23 protein-coding genes and 3 tRNA genes are annotated in these 23,328 nt (G+C 36.0%); 22 read left to right on the plus strand and 4 right to left on the minus strand.

The window, feature by feature from the left end:
- The first annotated feature begins 112 nt into the window (after window positions 1-112).
- The 20 genes from lepB (BW951_RS09615) to BW951_RS09710 all read left to right on the plus strand — a co-directional run bounded on the left by lepB (BW951_RS09615) (window position 113) and on the right by BW951_RS09710 (window position 17,731).
- Window positions 113-1,774 carry a signal peptidase I gene (gene lepB, locus BW951_RS09615; RefSeq protein WP_076392195.1) on the plus strand — a complete coding sequence of 554 codons (1,662 nt, stop codon included), beginning with the start codon at window positions 113-115 and terminating at the stop codon, window positions 1,772-1,774.
- A gap of 9 nt (window positions 1,775-1,783) precedes the next feature.
- Entirely contained in the window at window positions 1,784-2,461 is a 678-nt protein-coding gene (gene lepB, locus BW951_RS09620; protein WP_076392197.1) for a signal peptidase I, read from the plus strand.
- A 52-nt stretch (window positions 2,462-2,513) separates the two neighbouring features.
- Window positions 2,514-3,134, plus strand: coding sequence for a WbqC family protein (locus BW951_RS09625; RefSeq protein ID WP_420866229.1), 621 nt, complete (start codon window positions 2,514-2,516; stop codon window positions 3,132-3,134).
- A 4-nt stretch (window positions 3,135-3,138) separates the two neighbouring features.
- Window positions 3,139-4,815 (plus strand): S8 family serine peptidase, encoded by a 1,677-nt coding sequence (locus BW951_RS09630; RefSeq protein ID WP_076392199.1) that lies wholly within the window; start codon window positions 3,139-3,141, stop codon window positions 4,813-4,815.
- A 125-nt stretch (window positions 4,816-4,940) separates the two neighbouring features.
- Entirely contained in the window at window positions 4,941-5,435 is a 495-nt protein-coding gene (locus tag BW951_RS09635) for a lipocalin family protein (protein ID WP_076392201.1), read from the plus strand.
- 23 nt (window positions 5,436-5,458) lie between these two features.
- Window positions 5,459-6,148 carry a YiaD family glycine zipper/OmpA-like lipoprotein gene (locus BW951_RS09640; RefSeq protein WP_076392203.1) on the plus strand — a complete coding sequence of 230 codons (690 nt, stop codon included), beginning with the start codon at window positions 5,459-5,461 and terminating at the stop codon, window positions 6,146-6,148.
- 107 nt (window positions 6,149-6,255) lie between these two features.
- Window positions 6,256-7,143 carry a decaprenyl-phosphate phosphoribosyltransferase gene (locus BW951_RS09645; RefSeq protein WP_076392205.1) on the plus strand — a complete coding sequence of 296 codons (888 nt, stop codon included), beginning with the start codon at window positions 6,256-6,258 and terminating at the stop codon, window positions 7,141-7,143.
- A complete protein-coding gene (locus BW951_RS09650) occupies window positions 7,140-8,456 on the plus strand; it encodes an FAD-binding oxidoreductase (protein WP_076392207.1) in 1,317 nt (438 codons plus the stop codon). Before BW951_RS09645 ends, BW951_RS09650 begins: the two co-directional genes overlap by 4 nt.
- Before the next feature lie 5 nt (window positions 8,457-8,461).
- Window positions 8,462-9,187 (plus strand): SDR family NAD(P)-dependent oxidoreductase, encoded by a 726-nt coding sequence (locus BW951_RS09655; RefSeq protein ID WP_076392209.1) that lies wholly within the window; start codon window positions 8,462-8,464, stop codon window positions 9,185-9,187.
- Window positions 9,188-9,258: 71 nt separating this feature from the next.
- Entirely contained in the window at window positions 9,259-9,846 is a 588-nt protein-coding gene (locus tag BW951_RS09660; RefSeq protein ID WP_076392211.1) for an HAD family hydrolase, read from the plus strand.
- Between the two features lie 117 nt (window positions 9,847-9,963).
- Window positions 9,964-11,139 carry a cysteine desulfurase family protein gene (locus BW951_RS09665; RefSeq protein WP_076392213.1) on the plus strand — a complete coding sequence of 392 codons (1,176 nt, stop codon included), beginning with the start codon at window positions 9,964-9,966 and terminating at the stop codon, window positions 11,137-11,139.
- 85 nt (window positions 11,140-11,224) lie between these two features.
- Window positions 11,225-11,542, plus strand: coding sequence for a thioredoxin (gene trxA / locus BW951_RS09670; protein ID WP_076392215.1), 318 nt, complete (start codon window positions 11,225-11,227; stop codon window positions 11,540-11,542).
- A 134-nt stretch (window positions 11,543-11,676) separates the two neighbouring features.
- A tRNA-Asp gene (locus BW951_RS09675) sits at window positions 11,677-11,750 on the plus strand.
- Between the two features lie 35 nt (window positions 11,751-11,785).
- Window positions 11,786-11,859, plus strand: a tRNA-Asp gene (locus tag BW951_RS09680).
- A gap of 35 nt (window positions 11,860-11,894) precedes the next feature.
- Window positions 11,895-11,968: transfer RNA gene (locus tag BW951_RS09685), tRNA-Asp, on the plus strand.
- Between the two features lie 134 nt (window positions 11,969-12,102).
- The gene (locus tag BW951_RS09690) at window positions 12,103-12,489 is read left to right on the plus strand and encodes a hypothetical protein (RefSeq protein WP_076392218.1); all 387 of its coding nucleotides are present in this window, start codon (window positions 12,103-12,105) and stop codon (window positions 12,487-12,489) included.
- 407 nt (window positions 12,490-12,896) lie between these two features.
- Window positions 12,897-13,520 (plus strand): hypothetical protein, encoded by a 624-nt coding sequence (locus BW951_RS09695; protein WP_076392220.1) that lies wholly within the window; start codon window positions 12,897-12,899, stop codon window positions 13,518-13,520.
- Between the two features lie 19 nt (window positions 13,521-13,539).
- Window positions 13,540-14,223: a hypothetical protein gene (locus BW951_RS09700; RefSeq protein ID WP_076392222.1), complete on the plus strand. Its 684-nt coding sequence runs from the start codon at window positions 13,540-13,542 to the stop codon at window positions 14,221-14,223.
- Between the two features lie 51 nt (window positions 14,224-14,274).
- Window positions 14,275-16,494 carry a beta strand repeat-containing protein gene (locus tag BW951_RS09705; RefSeq protein ID WP_076392224.1) on the plus strand — a complete coding sequence of 740 codons (2,220 nt, stop codon included), beginning with the start codon at window positions 14,275-14,277 and terminating at the stop codon, window positions 16,492-16,494.
- Window positions 16,495-16,708: 214 nt separating this feature from the next.
- Window positions 16,709-17,731, plus strand: a complete 1,023-nt coding sequence (locus BW951_RS09710; protein ID WP_076392586.1) for a L,D-transpeptidase — start codon at window positions 16,709-16,711, stop codon at window positions 17,729-17,731.
- On the opposite strand, the gene BW951_RS09715 is transcribed toward BW951_RS09710, so the two are convergent.
- From BW951_RS09715 to BW951_RS09725, 3 genes are all read right to left on the minus strand, one after another.
- The gene (locus tag BW951_RS09715) at window positions 17,728-18,252 is read right to left on the minus strand and encodes a hypothetical protein (protein ID WP_076392226.1); all 525 of its coding nucleotides are present in this window, start codon (window positions 18,250-18,252) and stop codon (window positions 17,728-17,730) included. The genes BW951_RS09710 and BW951_RS09715 overlap by 4 nt on opposite strands.
- A 1-nt stretch (window position 18,253) precedes the next feature.
- Window positions 18,254-19,585 carry a PDZ domain-containing protein gene (locus tag BW951_RS09720; RefSeq protein ID WP_076392228.1) on the minus strand — a complete coding sequence of 444 codons (1,332 nt, stop codon included), beginning with the start codon at window positions 19,583-19,585 and terminating at the stop codon, window positions 18,254-18,256.
- 110 nt (window positions 19,586-19,695) lie between these two features.
- Window positions 19,696-20,334: an alpha/beta hydrolase gene (locus BW951_RS09725; RefSeq protein WP_076392230.1), complete on the minus strand. Its 639-nt coding sequence runs from the start codon at window positions 20,332-20,334 to the stop codon at window positions 19,696-19,698.
- A gap of 245 nt (window positions 20,335-20,579) precedes the next feature.
- Here BW951_RS09725 and BW951_RS09730 point away from each other — a divergent pair, with 245 nt between their 5' ends.
- Window positions 20,580-21,032: a hypothetical protein gene (locus tag BW951_RS09730; protein ID WP_076392232.1), complete on the plus strand. Its 453-nt coding sequence runs from the start codon at window positions 20,580-20,582 to the stop codon at window positions 21,030-21,032.
- 123 nt (window positions 21,033-21,155) lie between these two features.
- On the opposite strand, the gene tyrS is transcribed toward BW951_RS09730, so the two are convergent.
- Window positions 21,156-22,451 (minus strand): tyrosine--tRNA ligase, encoded by a 1,296-nt coding sequence (tyrS, locus tag BW951_RS09735; protein WP_076392234.1) that lies wholly within the window; start codon window positions 22,449-22,451, stop codon window positions 21,156-21,158.
- Between the two features lie 307 nt (window positions 22,452-22,758).
- On the opposite strand from tyrS, the gene BW951_RS09740 reads away from it, so the two are divergent.
- The gene (locus tag BW951_RS09740; protein ID WP_076392236.1) at window positions 22,759-23,319 is read left to right on the plus strand and encodes an RNA polymerase sigma factor; all 561 of its coding nucleotides are present in this window, start codon (window positions 22,759-22,761) and stop codon (window positions 23,317-23,319) included.
- Window positions 23,320-23,328: the final 9 nt, after the last annotated feature.

Consider the following 23,328-nt stretch of genomic DNA (forward strand, 5'->3'; position numbering starts at 1 on the left):
AATTCTTACATTGCAAACTAATAAGAGTGAATGGTGAAGTGTTAATAGTGAACTTGTGATCATTTATCAGACATCATTCATCAATTATATTATAGATTAGGCACAAAAATTTATGAATTATTTTTTAACGTACGCAGTTTATGTTCTCATTTTATCTGTATTGATGGGAATTTCCACATGGAAACTGTTCAAAAAATTAGGATATAGTCCGCTTTTCGCGTTTATTCCTTTTTACAACTATTTCATTATTTTAAAAGAGACAAAACATCCGAAATGGTGGGCAATTTTATCGTATCTGCCAATCGTGGGACCTATTATGATGTCTGTTTTTCATTTGTATTTAATGAAAAAATTCGGGAAAACGCTCTTTAAGGATCAGCTTCTTACCGTACTTCTTCCGTTTATCTATATGGCAACGGTAAATTATGGAAAAGATGTTGAATTGGAAGACGAAAATGCAATATTCCTTACCGACGAAGAAAAAAACGCAAAAAAGAAAGATTCATTTGTAGGATCTGTGACGTTTGCCGTAGTTTTCGCAACAATAATTCACGTTTTTGTAACGCAGCCTTTCGGAATTCCGACAGGATCTATGGAAAGAACTTTATTGGTAGGTGATTTCCTTTTCGTTAACAAATGGAGCTACGGATACAGACTTCCGATGCGTCCCCTTGCAATTCCTTTCCTTCAGGGAACCATCATGGATACAGGAGAAAAAGGAAACCCGAAAGATGATCCTAAATCTTATGTAGATGCTGTAAAATTACCTTATGAAAGAATTTTTCAGTTCAATAAACCTCAGAAAAAAGATATCGTTGTTTTCAATTATCCACAGGATTCTGTGCATACCGCGATCGACAGAAAAGATCCTTACGTAAAAAGATGTGTTGCTGTTGCGGGAGATACTTTCGAAATGAGAGCCGGAAGACTTTTCGTTAACGGAAAAGCTGAAACATTTTTAGGAGATCAGGAAGTTCAGCATGCATATACAGTAAGCACAGGAACACAGTTAGATATTCCGGGGCTTTATAATACTTACGGATTCCTTCCTGTAAGAGAAATTCAGAACGAAAAAAGCGGTGGATTTGTATATATGTTTCAGGGACTTACTGATAAAACAGCTAAAGAGATTAAAGCTTTGCCCAACGTTATCAGTATGGAAGAAAATATCTATCCTAAAGATTCTGCTACGATTTCTTATAAATTAAATGCTGATAAAACAGCATATACCAAAAGTATTGATACCACCCAATCTATTTTCCCAATCAATAAACCTTGGAATCAGGATTGGTATGGACCTTTAAAGATTCCTAAAAAAGGAGATGTGGTTACCATCAATCAGGAAACATTGCCGGAATATCAGTGGATTATTTCTCAGTATGAACACAATAAACTGGAAAATAAAAACGGTAAAATTTTCATCAATGGAAAAGAAACCAATCAGTATACCATTCAGCAGGATTATTATATGATGGTGGGAGATAACAGAGATGCTTCTTTGGATGCAAGATTCTTTGGTTTCGTTCCTGAAGAAAATATCGTTGGAAAGCCAATGTTTACATGGATGAGTGTTGAAGGGGCTTTCAAAGATTCGAGTTCTTCTTATCAGGCAAACGGTTGGAGAATCCGTTGGGACAGAATGTTTAAAGCAACAAACACAGGGGAGGCAAACAAAACTTCGTACTGGTGGATTGCAGCGATGATTCTTATTCTGTTCTTCGGTTGGGAATATTTCGTGAAATTATTCAGAAAGAAAAAAACGGAAGACGATTAATTTTTATTAATGTTTAAGCATAAAATATTTAATAAAGTTCTCCTTACCGGAAGCTTTATTGTAACACTTTTAATTATTGCAAAACTCTCCGGGGTTTTGCAATATGCTTATGTACCACAAGCTGGAGGGGAGCCAAATATTAAGAAAAATTCCTTTGTATTCATTACAAACATTCTTCCATATGAAAAATTTAAGCTATTAGTTTACAATCAAAATGAAAATGAATTTGGTAAAGGTGCATATGTTCATCGGCTGGTTGGTGTTGCAGGAGATCGTATACAAATTAAAAATGGAGAACTGTTTGTCAATAATAAATTTTCAGATTCAGCATTAAAACTTAAACATTCTTATAAAATAGACAGAGCTTACTTAAATGATTTAATGTTAAAAGGAGCTTCAGAAAATGAATTCTATCCTTTGGATTCAGACTATTTTATAACCCAATTAAGTAAAGATGAACTGAATGATAACTTTTTTTACGAAAGATTTATCAATCCTAATTCAGATCAGGAAATTGTGAATATATACCATCACAGCTGGAATGCGGATAATTTTGGTCCCGTAACTGTTCCGCAGGGAAAAGTGTTTTTTCTTGGAGACAATCGAAATGCGAGTTTAGATTCAAGATATATAGGATTTATCGATGAAAAAGAAATAACAGGAAGAGTCTTTTATCCTAAAAATTAAAATAAATTATAAATAGAATGAAGTATTTGAAAAAATACTTCATTTTTGCATTATGAATATGAAGAATGTATTATTACCGGCGTTTTATCTGCCGCCAATTTCTTGGTTTTCAGTTTTTTTAGATCCTGAAAATGAAATTATATTTGAACAGTTTGAAAGTTTTCCCAAACAAACCTACAGAAACAGAGCCAACATTTTTGGAGCAAACGGAAAATTATCATTAATCATTCCTATTGCTCATAACGGATGCAGAGAATTTAAGGATATTGAAATTTCTCACCGTGAAGACTGGAGAAATCTTCATTGGAAATCCATTAAAACGGCATATCAGAGTTCGCCTTATTTTGAATTTTATGAAGATAAATTCAGAAAAATTTATGATCTGAAAGAAAAATATCTGTTGGATTTTAATCTGAAAACAGTGGAAATTATTCAGCAGATCCTTAAAACAGAAAAGGCACACTCTTTGAATGAAGAATATATCAAATTTCCGGAAGAAATTAATTTCAGAGATCAATTTTCAGCCAAATTACCTTCAGAATACGAAATGGACGAATATTATCAAACGTTCTCTGATAAACGTGGTTTTTTGAAAGATTTATCAGTTTTGGACTTAATTTGTAACAAAGGACCGGAATCTTTGACTTATATTAAAAATATTAAATATTCATAGTAAAATGAAAAAGGTATTATTAGCAGCTGTTTTTTTAGTGGGATTCGGTTTCTCCAACGCACAGGAAGTGAAAGCGGGGACAGATCCGATGCAGGATAAAGATCTTATGACATGGTATCATAAAGATTTCGCTACAACGAAAGTTTATGGTGTAAATACAGAAAATGCCTATAAGTTTTTAGAATCTAAAGGTCTTAAACCTAAAACAGTTTTGGTGGGAGTTTTGGATAGCGGAGTTCAGGTAGATCATCCCGGATTGGTAAAAAACATCTGGACAAATCCTAATGAAGTGCCGAACAACGGAAAAGATGATGATGGAAACGGATATGTCGACGATATTCACGGATGGAATTTCATCGGTGGAAAAAACGGAGATATTGATATCGATAACATGGAGGTAACCAGAGTTGTTGCTAAATATAAGCCTGTTTTTGAAGGAGACGATTCTACAAAAAATAAAGCAAATCAAGCTAAAATGCCTGAAGAATTTGCTATGTATATGAAAGCCAAAGATCTTTTCACCAAGAAAAGTGTGGAGGCAAAACAGGGGTTCAAAACCTATTCCATGATTAATGAGGCAATTCCCGTAATGGTAAAACTACTGAACGGAAAACCTCTTACTCCTGAAAATGTTGCCGCTATAAAACCGGCAGATCAGAGAGAAGCAATGGCTGTACAGGTTTTAACACAGGTTGCTCAAAGTCCTGAATTTAAAGGAAAATCGGCTGCTGAATTCGAAAAAGCAATGAGCGGCCAGATTAAAGAAGCTTTAGATTATTTTGGTCCTCAGGAAAAACAGTACAATCTGGATTATGATCCGAGAAAAGAAATCGTAGGAGATAATTATGACGACTATTCTGAGAAAAACTACGGAAACAATCATTACGAAGGTCCGGATGCAGAACACGGAACTCACGTAGCGGGAATCATCGCTGGTCTTCCGAACGGAAAAGAAATACAGTATGGTGTCGCTTCAAAAGTAGCAAAAATCATGTCTGTAAGAACCGTTCCGAATGGTGATGAAAGAGACAAAGACGTTGCCAATGCAATAAGATACGCTGTTGATAATGGTGCGAAAGTTTTAAACATGAGTTTCGGAAAACCTGTTTCTCCGGGTAAAAATGTTGTTTGGGATGCATTTAAATATGCTCAGGATAAAGGAGTTCTTCTGGTAAAAGCTGCAGGAAACGAAAACGAAGATGTGGCAGAACATTTAGCTTATCCTACCAATTTTAAAAATGTAACAGATGAAAAACCATTTGTAAACAACGTTTTGGTTGTAGGAGCAAGTACCAATAAAAATGATGCTTTAAGAGCGAGTTTCTCCAACTTCAATAAGAAAATGGTAAATGTTTTTGCTCCGGGTGAAGAAATTTATTCTACCGTTCCTCACAACGAGTATAAATATTTACAGGGAACTTCCATGGCTTCTCCGGTTGTAGCAGGAGCTGCAGCAGTTTTATTAGCGTATATGCCTAATTTAACTCCGGCACAGATCATAGAATCTTTAGTAAAATCCAGCAACGCAAGTACCGCAAACCAATTTGGGGATTTCTCTGAAGCAGGAGGCGTAATTGATCTTAAAAAGGCAGCGGAATATGCATATACAAATTTTTACAACGGAAAAGCAGGCTCTTCAAAGAAGGCTGAAAAATCCGTAAAAAAGACTGTTAAAAAATAGTATATCTTCCTGTATTTAAGAAAGAAACATACAAAGTCCGAAATTTTCGGACTTTTTTTATTGGTAATATTTAATTTTGGCACGGTTTTTTGTAACTTTATTGTAACAAAATAATAAACAACAAAATGAAAAAGTTACTACTTGCAGGGATGTTGGGAACAGCGCTTTTTGCAGTGTCTTGTTCCGCGGTGAATAACGCTAAAACAGCCCAAACCCAAAGATCAGAATTTTTGAAAATGAAGGGAGACTGGCAGATCGTCAGTGTAAATTATGATAAAAATTTTAAAGTAAAACCATTCGATGATGGGGTAGATGCACAGTGTTTCGTAGGAAGCCACTGGAGATTGATTCCTAATAACTGGACCGGAGCATATACATTAAACGGAGGTGGAACTTGCGGAGCAGGATTTACACAGCCTATTAAAATTGATGTAGTAAGCGGAAACACTTTCAATTTCAAAAAAATTGCTGACGGAACAAAAGCGAAGCAAAATACAGCAGGATATACTTTAACGCTGATTAACCAGAATACAGACCAATTCTCATTGGAACAGAATATTCCTTTCGACGGAGAAAATGTAAGAGTTGTTTACAACTTCGAAAGAACAGGGATGAAATAATTTAATATTAAAAATATAAAAAGATGAAATTTACAAAAACATATATCGGAGCGTTATTTTTATCATCAGCATTACTGCTTACAAGTTGTGAGGCTGTACAAAACTCTAACCATCAGCAGAGAGGAACAGCAGTAGGTGTTGCTTCCGGAGCCGTACTTGGTGGTATTTTAGGAAATAACGTAGGAAAAGGTAAAAATGCAGCTTTAGGAGCTGTTTTAGGAGGTATTATCGGTGGTGTTGCCGGTAATGTTATCGGTTCTAAAATGGACAAGCAGGCAAGAGAAATTAAAGAAACTTTACCGGGAGCTCAGGTAGAAAGAGTAGGAGACGGTATCAAAATTACGTTGAATGAAAGCATCGTGAATTTCGATTTCGATTCTTCAGCTTTAACAAGTACTGCTAAAACAAACTTAGATAAACTGGCTCAGGTTTTAACGAACAATCCGGATACCAATATTAATATCTACGGACATACAGACAGTAAAGGTTCAGATTCTTACAACATGAGCCTTTCCGAAAGAAGAGCAAACTCTGTAAAAGCGTATTTAGCAGGTAAAGGAATTGCTTCAAACAGATTATTTGCTTTAGGTGAAGGAGAAAGTATGCCGGTTGCAACAAACGATACAGAAGAAGGAAGAGCTAAAAACAGAAGAGTAGAATTCGCCATTACTGCCAATGAAAAAATGATTAACGACGCACAGAACGGTCAATAATTATTTAACATATAAATATTTTCGTGAATAACCGCAATAGCGGTTATTTTTGTATTTTTATGGTGATATTTTTTTAAATTACTATTTTTGCATTTGAAACAACATAAATGAAGAAATATTTAAAGCTGCTCCGTGTTGAGCAATGGGTGAAGAACCTGTTTGTTTTTGTTCCTCTTTTTTTCTCGGGTAATATAAAAAACCTCGATTTACTCGCAAAAAGCATCTTTGCTTTTATCATTTTTTCTTTGGCAGCAAGTGTCGTTTATATTTTAAACGATTACAACGATATTGAAGCAGATAAGAAACATCCCGAAAAAAGGAGAAGACCTTTGGCGAGCGGAGCCATTTCAAAATCTCAGGCAGTAGGAATTTTTACAGGACTTATTATTCTGGACATCGCACTGGTTTTCTTTGCCCAAATGTATTTTCAGGAAAGTTTGTGGAAATTTGCAACCATTGTAGGATTTTATTTTGTGATGAATCTTGCTTATACTTTTAAACTGAAACACGTTCCGATTATTGATATTTCCATCATTGCGGTAGGATTTGTATTAAGAGTTTTATCAGGAGGTTACATTACGGGAATAAGCATTTCACAATGGGCTATTTTACTTACTTTTGTGCTTGCACTGGTTTTAGCCATAGGAAAAAGACGTGGAGAACTCATCAATGCGCAGGTTTCCGGAAAAACGCGAAGAGCATTAGACGGCTACAATGTACAGTTTGCAGATATTGCACTATCCATTTCCGTTACTCTGGCAATTGTATGCTATCTAATGTTTACCTTGTCTCCTGAAGTTCAGGCAAGATTTCATTCAAGAGTATTTTACACCGTAATTTTTGTTGTTTTTGCCTTCTTAAGATATTTACAGCAGACTTTGGTATACAACAGAACCGAATCTCCCACGAAAATTGTTTACAGAGACAGATACATTCAGATCACCTTAGTGTTGTGGGTTGCTGCATTTTTAATTCAAATCTATTTTAAAAAATGAAGCCGAATTTTATACAAAAAGTGACCAATTGGGGTAATTTTCCCATAGTGGAAAAAGAAATGAGGTCTGATGACAGCTTCAGAAAAATAAAAGAATTTGTTCTGAATCATAATGAAATGATTGCAAGAGGGAACGGAAGATGTTATGGAGATTCTTCATTAGGCGAACATATATTTTCAACCAAAAAATTAAATAAATTCATCAGTTTCGACCGTCTGAACGGAATTATTGAATGCGAATCAGGGGTTCTGCTTTCCGATGTGCTGGAAATTGCAGTTCCGCAGGGATATTTTTTATATGTAACGCCGGGAACGAAGTTTGTTTCTGTAGGAGGCGCCATTGCTTCCGATGTTCATGGTAAAAATCATCATGCTGAAGGATGTTTTTCCGAATATGTGATTGAATTTAAACTGATGATCGAAAACGGAGACATCATCAACTGTTCAAGAGAAGAAAATTCAGATAAATTCTGGGCAACTATTGGCGGAATGGGATTAACCGGGATTATTTTAACGGCGAAATTCAAGCTTAAAAATATTGAATCCGCATACATCCGTCAGGAAAGTATTAAAGCAGAAAATCTGGATGAAATCTTTAACTTGTTTGAGGAAAGCGAAAGCTGGACTTATACTGTAGCATGGATCGACTGTCTTCAGAAAGGTAAAAATATCGGAAGAAGTATCCTGATGAGAGGAGAACACGCTTTTCAGCATGAACTCCCTCAGAAATTCAAAGAAAAACCTTTACGTCTAAAGAAGAAATTTGAACCCACCGTTCCTTTTTATTTTCCGGGATTTGTTCTAAATGCTTTAACGGTAAAGATTTTCAATTATCTCTATTATAAAAAACAGTCCAAAAAGGAAGTTAAAAATTTTATTGATTATGAAACTTTCTTTTATCCTTTGGATTTTGTTCACGACTGGAACAAGATTTACGGAAAATCCGGCTTCATCCAGTATCAGATGATGATCCCCAAAGAATCCGGAAAAGAAGGAATGAAAAAAATTCTGGAAACCATTGCCAACAGCGGAAACGGTTCTTTTTTAGCTGTTTTAAAGTTGTACGGAAAAGAAAATCCGGAAGCTTACAATTCATTCCCGTTTGAAGGATATTCTCTGGCATTGGACTTCAAAGTCAATTCCAAACTGAAAAAACTGATTGATCAACTGGATGATATTGTAGAGCAGTACAACGGTAAAATTTATCTTACCAAAGACAGCATGAGCAGATCTTCGCTCACCAACTATCTGAAAAATGTACAGAGCTCAAAATTTGTATCTCTGCAGCATAAAAGAATTTTAAATAATATTTAGCAGACATGATCGTTTTAGGAAGTACATCGGAAGTAGCACAGGCTTTTGTAGAAAAAGCATTGCAGGAAGGAGAGAAATTTGAAAAAATCTATCTTTTTACCTCCAGTAAAGAAACGACCGAAAGATTTGCAAGGCATATTGATGTGAAATTTCTTCAGCAGTCCGAAGTGATAGAGCTCGATCTCCTGAAAGGGATAGATTACAATCAGTTTGATTATGTTAATTCAAATTTGCTGTTCTGTGCAACCGGATATTTAGGGGAGGGAACAGAAGAAGGATTGTATGACAACAAAAATACACAACGGATTATTGATATCAATTACGCTAAACTGGTTCCTGTGATGAATTATTTTGCGCAGAAATTTGAAAGCAGAAGATCCGGAACAATCATCGGTCTTTCTTCTGTTGCCGGAGATCGCGGAAGACAGAGCAATTTTATTTACGGAAGTGCAAAAGCGGCTTTCACAGCTTATTTAAGCGGTTTAAGAAACTATCTTTTCGATAAAAAAGTTCACGTAATGACGGTGAAGCCCGGATTTATGGCAACAAAAATGACTGAAGGTCTGCCTTTGAATCCAAAACTTACGGCAACCCCGAAACAGGCAGCAGACTGCATTTTTAAAGCCTATAAAAAGCAAAAAAACGTAGCCTATGTTTTGCCGATCTGGGGAATTATCATGATGATCATCAGAAATATTCCTGAATTTATTTTTAAAAAATTAAAGCTTTAAAATTATTTTATTTAAAATATACTTTCGATCTTTACGTTACAAGATAAATATTCTAAAATTGACTTAAAGCGATGAAAAAACTGTACTGCTTCGATTTCGACGGAACGCTTACTTACAAAGATACCATGTTTATGTATCTGAAATTCTATGATCCTACAAGATTTCGTCTGCAGTTTTTGAAGCATGTTCCGCTTTTTGTTCTTTTAAAACTGAAACTTGCCGATACGGAAAAAGTGAAAAAAAGCTTTATCGGTTCCATTCTGAAAGGGCAGACTCAGGAAAAAATAGAAAAAAAATCCAGACAGTTTTTTGAGCATTATTATCCTAAAATCGTAAGGGAAAATGCCTTGGATTTTATTCAAAATATGGATCGTAATAATACGCAGAGTCTATTGGTTACCGCATCATTAGACATCTGGACAAAACCATTTGCCGAAGCTTTTAAAATGCAGCTTATTTCCACTAAAGCCGAGTTCAGAAACGGAGTTTTTACAGGAAACTTTGTAGGAAAAAACTGCAACGGAAACGAAAAACTGGTAAGAATTCAGCAGGAAATCAGCAATCATAAATACGATAAAATTATCGCTTTTGGAGATACTTCCGGAGATAAGCCGATGTTGAAGTGGGCGAATGAAGGACATTACCAATTTTTTCACTAATTTTGGGCGGTAAAATATACAGATGAAGCAGAGTCTTTTAAAACGATAAACTCTACTGATTTTGTAGGTTTTACAGATTGTACATATTCCACAGAAACTAATATTTTCAAAGTAAAAATGAATAAAGTATACCTTGATAACGCTGCAACAACTCCACTTTCGGAAGAAGTTATCGATGCAATGGTTGATACCATGAAAATGAATTTCGGAAATCCATCCTCTACACACAGTTTTGGGCAGGAAGCGAAAATTCTTATCGAAAACGTAAGAAGGCAGGTTGCAGACTATCTTCATGTAACGCCCGCTGAAATTATTTTCACCTCTTGCGGTACAGAATCGAACAATATGATCATCAAATCGGCTGTCGAGCATCTTGGAATAGAAAGAATCATCAGCTCACCTCTTGAGCACAAATGTGTTTCTGAGAGTATTCTGGATATGAAGAGCAGAAAAGGAGTAGAGGTAAACTACATCCGTCCGAATGAAAAGGGTGATATTGATCTTCATAAACTGGAAGAACTTTTAAAGACTTCCGACAAGAAAACACTGGTAAGTTTAATGCATGCCAACAACGAAATCGGAAATCTTATCGATATTAAAAAAGTAGCGGAACTCTGCAAGGCAAATAATGCACTTTTCCATTCAGATACCGTACAGACAATGGCTCATATGAATCTGGATTTTTTCGATATTCAGGTAGATTTTGCTTCTTGCAGTGCCCATAAATTTCACGGACCGAAAGGCGTTGGATTTGCGTTCATCAGAAAATCAAGCGGTTTGAAGGGGATTATTACGGGAGGACCACAGGAAAGAAGCTTAAGAGCGGGAACAGAAAATGTTGCAGGAATTGTAGGATTAGGAAAAGCTCTGGAAATCTCTCTTAAAAATCTTGAAGCGTATACCCATCATATGCAGGAAATTAAAAGCTACGCCGTAGAAAGGCTTACAGCGGAAATTCCGGGTATAAAATTCAACGGAAGAAGTTCTGAGAAGGAAAACAGTCTTTATACCGTTTTAAGCGCTTTATTACCGTATAAAAACCCTCTTATCGGGCTTCAGTTAGATATGAAAGGAATCGCAATCTCTCAGGGAAGTGCGTGTTCTTCCGGAGCCTCAAAACCTTCTATGGTGATGATGATGGTTTTATCTGAAGATGAAATGGATCATTGCACGCCTCTTCGTATTTCTTTCAGCCATTTAACCACTAAAGAAGATATTGATGCACTGGCAACAGCTCTGAAAGAAATTTCTAAAGATTTCGTTATAGAAAATACAAATGTTGAGCATAGATAGTCTTATTACTCAAAAAGCGTAATTTTGATTATCCAATTAAGGAAATTATAAAAGAATAATATTAATTTAAATAAAAGAAACAAAAATGGCTTTAGAAATTACAGATAGCTCATTTCAGGAAACGGTTTTAAAATCAGATAAGCCGGTATTAGTAGACTTTTGGGCAGTATGGTGCGGACCTTGCAGAACGTTGGGACCAATCATCGAAGAAGTAGCAAGCGATTTCGAAGGAAAAGCAATAGTTGGGAAAGTAGACGTAGATAACAACCAGGATATTTCTATGCAATACGGGATCAGAAATATTCCTACAGTTCTTATTTTTAAGAACGGAGAAGTGGTTGATAAATTAGTGGGTGTTGCTCCAAAAGAGGTGATCGCTGAGAAATTGAGCGCACACTTGTAAAAATAATAAATTTGATAATGAACGCCTTCCGTTTTCGGGAGGCATTTTTTTTGAAATAAATTTGCAGGTAACGAAAAAAGTTGTACTTTTGCCATCACAAAAAAGAAACGAAGTTCTTTAAGAAACAAAAACATGATCCGGTAGTTCAGCTGGTTAGAATGCCGCCCTGTCACGGCGGAGGTCGCGGGTTCGAGTCCCGTCCGGATCGCAAAAGTTTTTCAATTTACTTTTAAAACAAAATTTGATCCGGTAGTTCAGCTGGTTAGAATGCCGCCCTGTCACGGCGGAGGTCGCGGGTTCGAGTCCCGTCCGGATCGCAGAAGTTTTCTCAATTTACTTTTAAAACAAAATTGATCCGGTAGTTCAGCTGGTTAGAATGCCGCCCTGTCACGGCGGAGGTCGCGGGTTCGAGTCCCGTCCGGATCGCAAAAAGTCTTCTAAATTTTAGGAGACTTTTTTATTTTATTTCAATTATATTTTCTAAAGTCAAATAATTAATTATTCTCTTAAAAACTTTATGTCAGCTTTAAAAAGCTAAAAGACAAAAACTAAATAAATGTATGACCACACTCAATTTCGATTGGAGCAATAAAGTAGCACTAAAAGAAAACCTTTTAAAATGGTCTTATGATGAAAGTTTAATACTTTTGGAAGATGATGAAGATGTTCTTTTTTTTGATAACGAATGGATGGGAATAATTTTTCCGTACATGTTTGACGAAAAATGCATTAAGAGAAATTATATCATCCTTATTCTTAAAAACTATATCAGAGATAGTTTTTTACGGAGAAGATCATTATCTGAATTAGAAACTATTCAGGAATTGTTTGTTGATGAAATGCAAACATATTGTTCAGTGAAAAATGATCATCTCATGCAGGATTGTGTAGATTACTTTGTATTCTGTAAAAACAAATTAGAGAAAGGGCATCACCGCAATAGATAGTATACTGAATGTAGGTTTAGCTATTTTTTAATTAAACTTCCTTTCAATAATTCATATATAAAACTCAATAAAGGACTTACTAAAATGAACGGTGGGTAATTTTAATTTTCCGTAACGTTTTTTAAATTTTTCTTTTCATTTATGATAGAATTTAGCTAATTGAATTATTTATTAAAAATTAGTTAAATTTTGCAATTATTTTTCTTTTATTTCGAATAAATATGTATATTCGTTAAACAATCACAAAGTTAGATGAAGATTATTCAATTAATCACACAAAATTGAATAATGTCATTAAAATTATTTCGAAAACCTAATGTAGTTGCGCTTCCGCAATCTATTCCAAATACATTTTAGTGAACATTTAACTTGTTGGATTATAATAATAAGTATAAAACCTTAAAGCTATGAGGTTAATTTTTATTGTATGCGCAATTTTAAGTTCTCCATTATTTCTATCTCAGGTAGGGATAAACACACCCAGTCCTGATCCTTCGGCAGCTCTGGATATTGTTGCTAAAGCATCAGATAAAGGTTTACTTATTCCTCGTGTTCCTCTTCAAAACATTACAGATACTTCTACAGTACCTAATCCTGCAGTAAGTCTTCTTGTTTATAATACAACTACAAATACAGGAATTACTAAGGGTTATTATTATTGGGACGGAAGCAAATGGCTTAGATTTAATGACAGTTCGAAAATTTTTTACGGAAACTCAGATCCAACGATTCCCACTACAAATTCTACAGGAGACATATTTATTAACAATTCCACTGGGACTCTTTTTGTGTATAATGGCAGCAATTGGATTTCACAAATGTCCGGAACAGAAATCCTTTCTGTAAAAATTATTGCTGCAGACGGTCAGACAGAATTCCCAACCCCATGGAGCATTAGTACTTCTAATACAAAAGTCTACAGAAACGGAGTAAACATAGATTTTCAGGTTCTTTCTTCTTTTAATATAAAGCTGGAAACCGGAGTATCCTGCTATGCCAACGATGAAATAAAAATTTACAAATTCTTATAAAACTTTAAAATTACTTATCATGAAAAGGTATTTACAAACTTCAGCAATCTTAGTATTTCTTTTTTCAGCTTTTGGAGCTGTAAAAGCACAACAAACCACAGGTGATGTAACCCAAAACTCTGCCAATGGAGCAGCACAGGCTCTTAACGGAACAATAAGAGTGATTGACAACAAAGGAACAATAAAGTATCTGCAGGCTAAAAATGGGATCACAACACTCACGAATACTACAAATAATGTAACAACAACAACGTGGCAGTTGGGAGGAACCCTTACTGATGATACCAGTATAGATCTTAACGGGAAAAAATTTGGTCTTGCCAATGTACTTCAGAATACGAATACCAATCAGGCAGGATCTAATGTTCCGGCAACTTCTGCAACGCTGGGAACTTCAGGATATACAATTCTTGTAAGGGATGAGGCTACGGGAAATGTCTTAAAAATGCTTTCAACAGATCTTGTACAAAGCGGGCATGAAAAATTTACTTCAACTGCGGGTCAGACCTCTTACAGTTTAACAGGATCACCTGCACTTCCTACCTATTCTCAGGTTTGGGTATATAGAAACGGAGCAAAACTAATTGCCAATGAAGATTATACCGTTTCCGGATCTGCCATAACACTGGTTCCAAACGGAACTGCTCCGAATGATTGGTCTGTATTGGCAGGCGATATTATCGAGGTTCAGTATCTGAAGTAAGATTGCTTCTCAAAACCAATAATTCATTTTCATATTATTGATAAACACGAGATGGACAAATTATTCAATTTTATTTTTTTCGTTTTATCTGTTTCGTTCTATTCACAAGTCAGGGTTATTGATAATAAAGGTAACCTTAAACAGGTTGATGAATCGAAATGGACTTTATCCGGCAGTAATATTTATAATAAAAACTCCGGAAATGTAGGAATTGGTATATCCAGTCCCTCAGAAAAGCTTGAAGTAAATGGAATTGTAAAATCAGCGGGAGCTGTTTATACCAACTCGGGGCTTTTCAATAAAATTTTATATGCAAATGCTTCCGGTAATGTAAGTCCACTGTCTTTAGGATCCGGACTTACATTCTCCGGTGGTATTCTTAATACGGTGAATAGCGGAACAGTTACAAGTGTAGGATTAAGTATGCCTGCTGCATTCAGTGTTTCCAATTCTCCGATTACCAATTCGGGAACGATCACAGTTTCCGGCTCGGGAACAATTGCTCAATATATAAGAGGAAACGGAACTTTAGGGAATTTCTCTTTATCCGGTTTAAGCGATGTATCTCTTTCGGCTCTTACAACGGGACAGATTTTGCAGTATAACGGTACTTCATGGATAAATATATCACCCAATTCAACGCTTACAAGAGGTAATTTAACGACAGCCACTACAGGATTATCTGTAACCGGAGGGACTAATGCCGTTTTGGGAAGTGGAACAGCGGTGGATTACAATTTAGTTACGGGTATCGGTAACCTTGTTTCGGGAACTCAGGGAGTCTTGGGAGGAACAGGAAATACAAACACCTATATTGGTGCAGACGGACAGAAACATTTGTTTCCTTCGGCATATTCTTTACCAATTGCAAGTTCCACAACTCTTGGAGGAGTAAAGATTGGCTCAGGAATAAATGTTGCTCCAGACGGAACGATATCGGCAGCAAATTCGGGAACGGTTACAAGTGTAGGACTGAGTATGCCTGCTGCATTTAGTGTTTCCAATTCGCCGATTACCAATTCGGGAACGATCACGGTTTCCGGCTCGGGAACAATTGCTCAATATATAAGAGGAAACGGAACTTTAGGGAATTTCTCTTTATCCGGCTTAAGCGATGTATCTCTTTCAGCACTTACAACGGGGCAAATTTTGCAGTATAATGGTACTTCATGGATAAATATATCACCCAATTCAACGCTTACAAGAGGGAATATAACGACATCAACAACAGGATTATCTGTAACCGGAGGGACTAATGCTGCATTGGGAAGCGGAGTAACTTTAGATTACGATTTAGTTACGGGTATCGGTAACCTTGTTTCGGGAACTCAGGGAGTCTTGGGAGGAACAGGAAATGCAAACACATACATTGGCGCAGACGGACAGAAACACTTGCTTCCTTCGGCATATTCTTTACCAATTGCAAGCTCTACAACTCTTGGAGGGGTAAAGATTGGCTCAGGAATAAATGTTGCTCCAGACGGAACGATATCGGCAGTAAATTCGGGAACTGTAACCAATATTGCCACAGGAACAGGACTTACAGGAGGACCCATAACATCTACAGGAACCATATCTTTAAGCAATACGACAGTCACTGCCGGAGCTTATGGAACCGCGTCTACAACTATTCCTACCTTCACAGTTAATGCACAGGGACAATTAACAGCAGCCGGAACTTATCCAACATCAGGAATATCCATTGCAGGCGATGTTACCGGAACTTTAGCAGCCTCCACGGTCGCGAAAATTCAGGGAAGAAATATTGCCAATACAGCTCCGACTAACGGACAGACATTGATTTACAATACCACTACCAGTCAATGGGAACCCGGTAATTATACCTTTCCTCAGTTGCTTGTAGATGCTTCAAGAACAACAACGTATACTCCTGCTGTTGCCTATGTTGTTATTCCCTACAATACGACAGCAGTAAATGTAGGAACTTCCTATAATACAACCTCAGGAAATTTTACGGCTCCGGCAGCAGGAACCTACCAGATTATTGTCAACAACAGTTTCAGCGCAAATACCGCTGCAAATCACTCTATAACAACCCGAATTATTGTAAATGGCACAACAGATACAGAATCATCCTGTTCGGCATCTCCATACGCAGGAAGCGGAGTTAATATTACAAGCTCTCCCTCAACAGTGGTGAGCTTAACAGCCGGACAAACTGTTAATATACAAATCGGCGGGGAAGTGGGAACTGTTAATGCTTTAACGGGTACCGGTCAGCACAGATTAAAAATCATCAGGTTAAATTAATTCGGATAATTAACCTCGTATACCTTACATTTCAGTCAATTTCATACGATATTTAACATAACTACATTTAATAATTCTTGATTCAAAAGGTTAACTGTTCACCGTATTTTTACGGTAAATTGATTCCGTATTTTTTTTATCCGATTTTAGGTCTGATATTTGTACTGAGTAGAAAAAAAATTATTGCCCATTTTTATTTATGAAAAACAGACTTGTGAAAAAATCATTTCTTTATGCATTCTTTATCAGTTTAATGGTGGTTTCCTGTAAAAAAGAAATTGAAAAAATCAGCGACAAAATCAGTGACACCACTTCATCAATAAGCGAACCAGATCCCGAAAAAGATTCCGTAGTTGTAAAAAAAGATTCTGTAATAGAAAAAGAATCTTTACCTCCGGCAATGCAGGAAGATGGTTTTTACAATGCTTTTATTTTCCCTAAAGACAAAAAAATGAAAGATTCTTTATTCGGAATCTTCAACAAAAAATATACAGAGAAAGAACGTTATGCTATTTTAGCTTTAAACAGACTGGATTCTAAAAATAAATGGAATGCAGATACTTTGGTGGTTCCTGCAAAAATTGATACTACATTGATGGAGTATTCTCCTTTCCCGATGCAGCTTGATGTATTGAGTCCGGTAAAGAAATTTGTTATCTTTTCATATCCTATTCAGGCTTACGGAGTGTATTCAAACGGAACTCTAGTGAAGTGGGGACCTACAAGTATGGGAAAGAAAACGGCGAAAACAAAAACAGGTCTTACCTTTGCCAACTGGAAAAAACAACTGGCGATCTCAACGGTAAGCAGCGAGTGGAAATTGCCTTATAATTTCAACATCTTTAATCTCGACGGAATCGGATGGCATCAGTATGATCTTCCGGGTTATCCTGCATCGCATTCATGTTTAAGATTGTTGATGAAAGATGCAAAATGGCTTTATGGTTATGCAGATACTTGGGTGCTGAATCCCGGAGGAGCGACTACAAAAGCAAAAGGAACCCCTGTAATGGTTTACGGAGATTACGGTTGGGGAAAAAGAAAACCTTGGAGAAAACTTCTGAGCGATCCGAATGCCAACAGCGTTTCTGTAGATGAAATGACCAAAATGATCGAGCCAAACATCGAAAGAATACTGAAAGAACAGGACAACAGAGAAAAAGTGGTAGATTCTATAAGAGCGGCAAAAGCTGTATTGGAACAAATGCCGCAGACAACCAAAACCGTTGCTCCTTAATCCAATTTTTCAAATTGCAGCGTAGATTCTTCGGCAAATCTTCTGAGTTTCAGCATTTCGTCTTTGCCTTTGTACTGTCCGAAACGTGCAGCAGCATAGGTGAGTGCAATACAAAATACCATCACGAAAGATGCGGTAAGCGCCCAGGGAAATTCCTGACTTTTGATTTGTTTTTCCACATAATACATGGAAATAAAGACCATCCAGAGAATCGAAAACGCAAAATATAAAAACATAAAGAACGTCCAAACTGCGGAACTGGGTCCGAAAACACCCCGTATCGCAGTTTTTTCGTCTTCAATTTCAATTCTTAAAGACAATCTCGGCTTCCAGTAGGTTTCGTAATCTGTTTCTACACAGATCGTAGCCACTTCTTTATTGATGTTGCCGGAAAATTCATCTTTATGTTCTTTAAGATATTTTTTCAGATTTTCTGCATATTCTTCTTTGGTTAAATGAGTAAACATCTTAAATCGTGGTCTGGTTCTTATTTTGTCCAGCGTTGTTTCTTCGGTTTTCATATCATTCTTGTTCTTGGTAAGGTATCGGATCTTCGAGGGTGAAGCTTAAAGTCATCTGTTTATTTTTTCTTTCAATCAGCATATTGATGGTTTTTCCTTCATCGGATTTCATCATTTCCATGATTTTATTGAGCGTCATGTCTTCTGTTTTTTTACCATTGATGCTTATTAAACGATCGTCTTTCTGCAGTCCGGCTTTAGCTCCGGGAGAATCTTTACGCACTCCGGCAATGGAAAAAATAGGTTTTAAGACAAAATTATACTGCAGATTATTATTAATGATTTCAATGCCATTGGAAGGACTTTCTTTGCTTTTAGCGGGAAGATTCACCACATCTTTTGTCCATTCCATGCCGTCCTGCTTAAAATCCAGACCGCTCATATTGAAATGAAAAGGATCATCGTAATTTCCGTTCTTTTTTAGATACATCTTCTGTTCAGAATAGTGGAATGCAACCGTAAATCGTCTCATGATATCTCCGCCAATGGAACCTTTTCTGTTTTCTACCATATTTACGTGCTGAATGGAGTATTCATCAGGCATTGCCGTTAATGGCTTTTCAAATTTAAAATCTCCGAGATACAGGTTGTGAATTCTGCTTCGTTTACCATACACATCACCGTTGAAGCCACGACCGAGATAATCATCAATATTCGGTCGGTTGTATACAAAATCTTTAATGAGGGCAGGAAAAAGCCACATCGGATCACTATTCCCCAGATCAATCAGTAATTTTGAAGGCTTTCGTTCCCTTGTCATTTCCACATCGGCAATCACATAAGGTTTATTTTTTTCAATACTGATATCGATTTCTTTAAAATTTTTTATTTTTTTCTGAAATAAAGTTTTATCGTTGTAAATGGTAATTTTTTTAGACGAATAATCAATTAAAACAGGATGATCTTTGAAAAAATGATAGCCAATGATTCCGTTTACAGGAATTCCTACGTGCGAGGAAATATTAAAATCCTGATCTGTAATAATATAAACCGTCATTGAATAGTTTACGAAATTCTTTCCGATTTTTGCAATATTATTATCTGAAAGAAATCCGTCGATACTTGCGCTTCCTCCTAAACCGGCAAATTTTATCTTCTCAATATTCTGGAGATTGATTTCTTTATTTTCAAGACTGAAAATAGAAGTTTCTGCGACTCCGGTATCAAGTAAAAAAGTCAGATTTACTCCATTAATATTTACAGGAATAAAAATTAAATTGGCAATAAGTTTAAAAGGGATGACGGTTTTTTTTGCATCCTGAACTTCAAAAGAGTTTTGAGCATTCATAAAAATGCCGAACAGTAAGAACACAAAAAAATACCTCAGTTTCATTTACTGAATTTACTGAATTTATCCTTATCATCAATAAAAAAACATTCCCAAAATGAGAATGTTTGTATTTTGTTTAATAATTTAAAACTAATGTTTAGATTTCAATAATCTTATTTGGAAAAAAAGTCCATCAGATCCATATAATTTTTCTGGTTCACTCCATGACCGCTCATATATTCTCTGAACGTAAAATAACAGCTTAAATCATATAAAAGATCTGCTGCTTTTCTTCCCCATTCCAAAGGAATTACGGCATCGTCTGTTCCGTGAGAAATAAAGAAGCGAAGTCTTTCCAGTTTTTTCTTATCTCTTACAATATCGGTGAGTAATTTTTCTTCCGGATAACTGCTTAAACACGCCACAAGGTTAAACATTTCAGGATATTTTAATGCCAGAGCATAACATAAAATTCCTCCCTGACTGAAACCGCAAAGGTGAGTTTTGCCTTCGGTAATTCCATAACTGTTTATAATTTTAAGAATACTTTCCGTAACGCTGTTTAATGATTCTGTAGCCTGCGGAACATCAATAAAGTTGTCAGGATTGTTAAAATCGATATCATACCATGAAAAGCCTTCAAACTGGGTATTTCTCGGCGCTCTGAAGCTTACGATAATCCAGTCTTTAGGAAGAGTTTCTCTGAAGCTGAAAAGATCCTGTTCATTGCTTCCGTAGCCATGAAGCATGAAAAGAATGGTGGTATCAGAATTGATATTTTCGGGTTCTCTTACGATGTAATCTAAATTCATAAGGCAAAGATAATTATTAATGATGTATTTATTCTTTAGCTCCATCAAAATAAGACCATTTAAAACAGATGGACAAACTGTCTTAAAACTAATATTAAACCCGCCCAATATTTAGACAAAAACAGCGTTATAATTATTTATTGAATTGATATTATTTACAAATCATTGTTGGAAATTTTTCATAAAAGTTATTTTTATATTGATAAAAAACCTATATTTGGAACATTAAAAATCTATTTGGAGAAATGAAGCAATTTTACAAATCAAAAAGTTTACTTAGACTTTCTTTTTTATTCGCTGTATTATTTTCAGCAATCTTAGTTGTTAATTCTTGTAAGAAAGATGACGATGATGAATTTACAGATCATATTATTCAGTTTGAAGCTAAAATAAATACAAAAGGTCCAAATCCACCTGCAAATCCACCTGTTACAGGAACTTTTTCAACTGTAGTCACACAAATCGGAACAGGGCAGAGTACTACTTTTAATCCTACAGGAACTACATGGTCCAGCGGAGAGCAGTTTGTAAGCTCAAGTCAGGCTCAGCTAAATTTAGCAGCAAATGCTGTTCTTCCTTATTCGGATTCTGAGCTAATCATTAATATCTATGTAGACGGAGAAGTTGCAAAAACTAAAAAGGTAGTAGGATCGGGTACACAAAGTGCTTCAATTTCTTACAGCTTTTTAGAATTATAAAAAAAATCATTCAAAATACCAAGACCATCTGAAAAGGTGGTCTTTTTTATTGACATTACCTAAAAAATCGGGGGGCAAAATTGAAAATTTTGCCCCCCCCCGATTTTATACTATTATTAACTTTTAAATTACTTTCACGATAAAATAGCTCTTCTTTCCTTTTTGTAAAAGTAAAAACTTACCGTCAATCAAATCACTTTCATTAGCTGTGTAAACATCATTAATTTTCTGTTTGTTTACCGAAATAGCATTTCCTTTCAGTTCTCTTGTTGCTTCACTTTTAGATTTTAAAAATCCTGATTTTTCAGAAAGCAAATCGATAATATTTACTCCTAAAACATCATTCTTTGCTACCTCTTTCTGAGGAACTCCATCGAAAACTTCAAGAAATGTTTCTTCATCAAGACTTACCAGATCTTCAGCCGTAGAACGTCCGAAAAGGATTTCAGAAGCTTTCAGTGCTTTTTCGTATTCATCTTTTCCGTGAACCCAAGCCGTAACTTCCTCAGCTAATTTTTTCTGTAGTTTTCTTTCGTGCGGAGCCGTTTTATGCTCTTCAATTAAAGTTTCAATTTCTTCTTTCCCTAAAAAAGTATAGAATTTAATAAATCTTTCCGCATCTTCATCCGTTGCATTCAGCCAGAATTGGTAGAATTTATAAGGTGAAGTTTTCTTTTTATCCAGCCAGTAATTTTCTCCGCTTTCAGACTTTCCGAATTTCGAACCGTCCGCTTTTGTGATCAAAGGAACCGTTAATGCAAATGCTTCACCCTGCGCTTTTCTGCGGATCAGTTCTGTACCGGTCGTGATATTTCCCCATTGGTCAGAACCGCCCATCTGAAGCTTAACGCCATTATTCTGGTATAAATGTAAAAAATCGTATCCCTGAATCAACTGATAGGTAAACTCAGTAAAGCTCATTCCGTCAACACCTGCCTCTCCGGAAAGTCTTTTCTTCACAGAATCTTTCGCCATCATATAGTTGACGGTAATATTTTTTCCTACGTTTTTCGCAAAATCAAGGAAAGAAATATTTTTCATCCAGTCGTAATTGTTCACCAGTTCCGCTTTATTCGGCTCGCTTCCCGAAAAATTCAGAAATCTGGAAAGCTGGTTTTTCAGACAGTCTACATAATGCAGCAAAGTATCTTCATCCAGCAGATTTCTTTCCGCAGATTTTCCCGAAGGATCACCAATCATTCCTGTGGCACCCCCTACCAAAGCAATCGGTTTATGACCGTGCTGCTGAAAATGAGCCAGAATTTTTATCTGAATAAGACTTCCGATATGTAAAGAATCTGCAGTAGGATCAAAACCGATGTAAGCTGTTGTCATTTCCTTATCCAGTTGTTCGTCCGTTCCGGGCATCATGTCGGCAAAAAGCCCGCGCCATTTCAGTTCTTCAATAAAAGAGTTCATTATTTTCTGCTTTAAAATTTAATGTGCAAAGATAATCATTTCAGGGGAATAAGGCGAAGACAGAAACTTTCAATTCAGGATGAAAAACAGGTTGATTTTTTTAGGAGCTGTTTCCTGCTCTCCGCACTCGCTATTTTGTTTGATTTTGGTTTCGGCGGCAAAGCCGCCGAAACCAAAATCAAACAAAATGAGCTCAGACAAATGCTGCGATCATGGCTAAACCTCAGTCGGAATACAAATTGTACAGAAAAAATCATTTGATCTCCTGCATTGTATTTTCAGCGAAAATCAATTATATTTGTTAGTAATGAACGACGAACAATTATTTCCTCTCATTCAGAAAGCGAAGGAAAAAGACCAGAAAGCGCAGACAAGGCTCATCAACATTTTTTGGGTTGATGTTTTTTCTTTTGTAATGAAAAAAGTTCACGACGAAAATGATGCCGACGAAATCACCGTAAATGTTTTTTCAAAAGTTTTATCAAAGCTGGATATGTTTGATCCCCATTTTCAGTTTAAAACATGGATTTTAACCATTGCTCAAAATACCATCATCGATTTTTGGAGAAAAAAAAGCCGCGAAAATCAGGATCCTACGGAAAATCTGGATGAGGTAAAAAACCAGTATGCCAAATCTCCTGAAGAATTAATGATTTCCGAAGAAGAACAGAAGAAAATCATTAAAACAATAGAATCTTTAGATGTCAATTATCAGGAAATCATCCGTTTGAGATTTTTCGAAGAAAAAAGCATCAAAGAAATTGCTGAGGAATTAGGCATTTCTGTTGCCAATACAAAGGTTCGTGTTATGCGTGCAAAAAAAGTCTTAGCAGAACTGTTGAAAAATAATGAGTTTGAGGATCAATAATCACAAACT

It is taken from the genome of Chryseobacterium gambrini (assembly GCF_900156825.1).
In the GTDB taxonomy this organism is placed as follows: Bacteria; Bacteroidota; Bacteroidia; order Flavobacteriales; family Weeksellaceae; genus Chryseobacterium; species Chryseobacterium gambrini.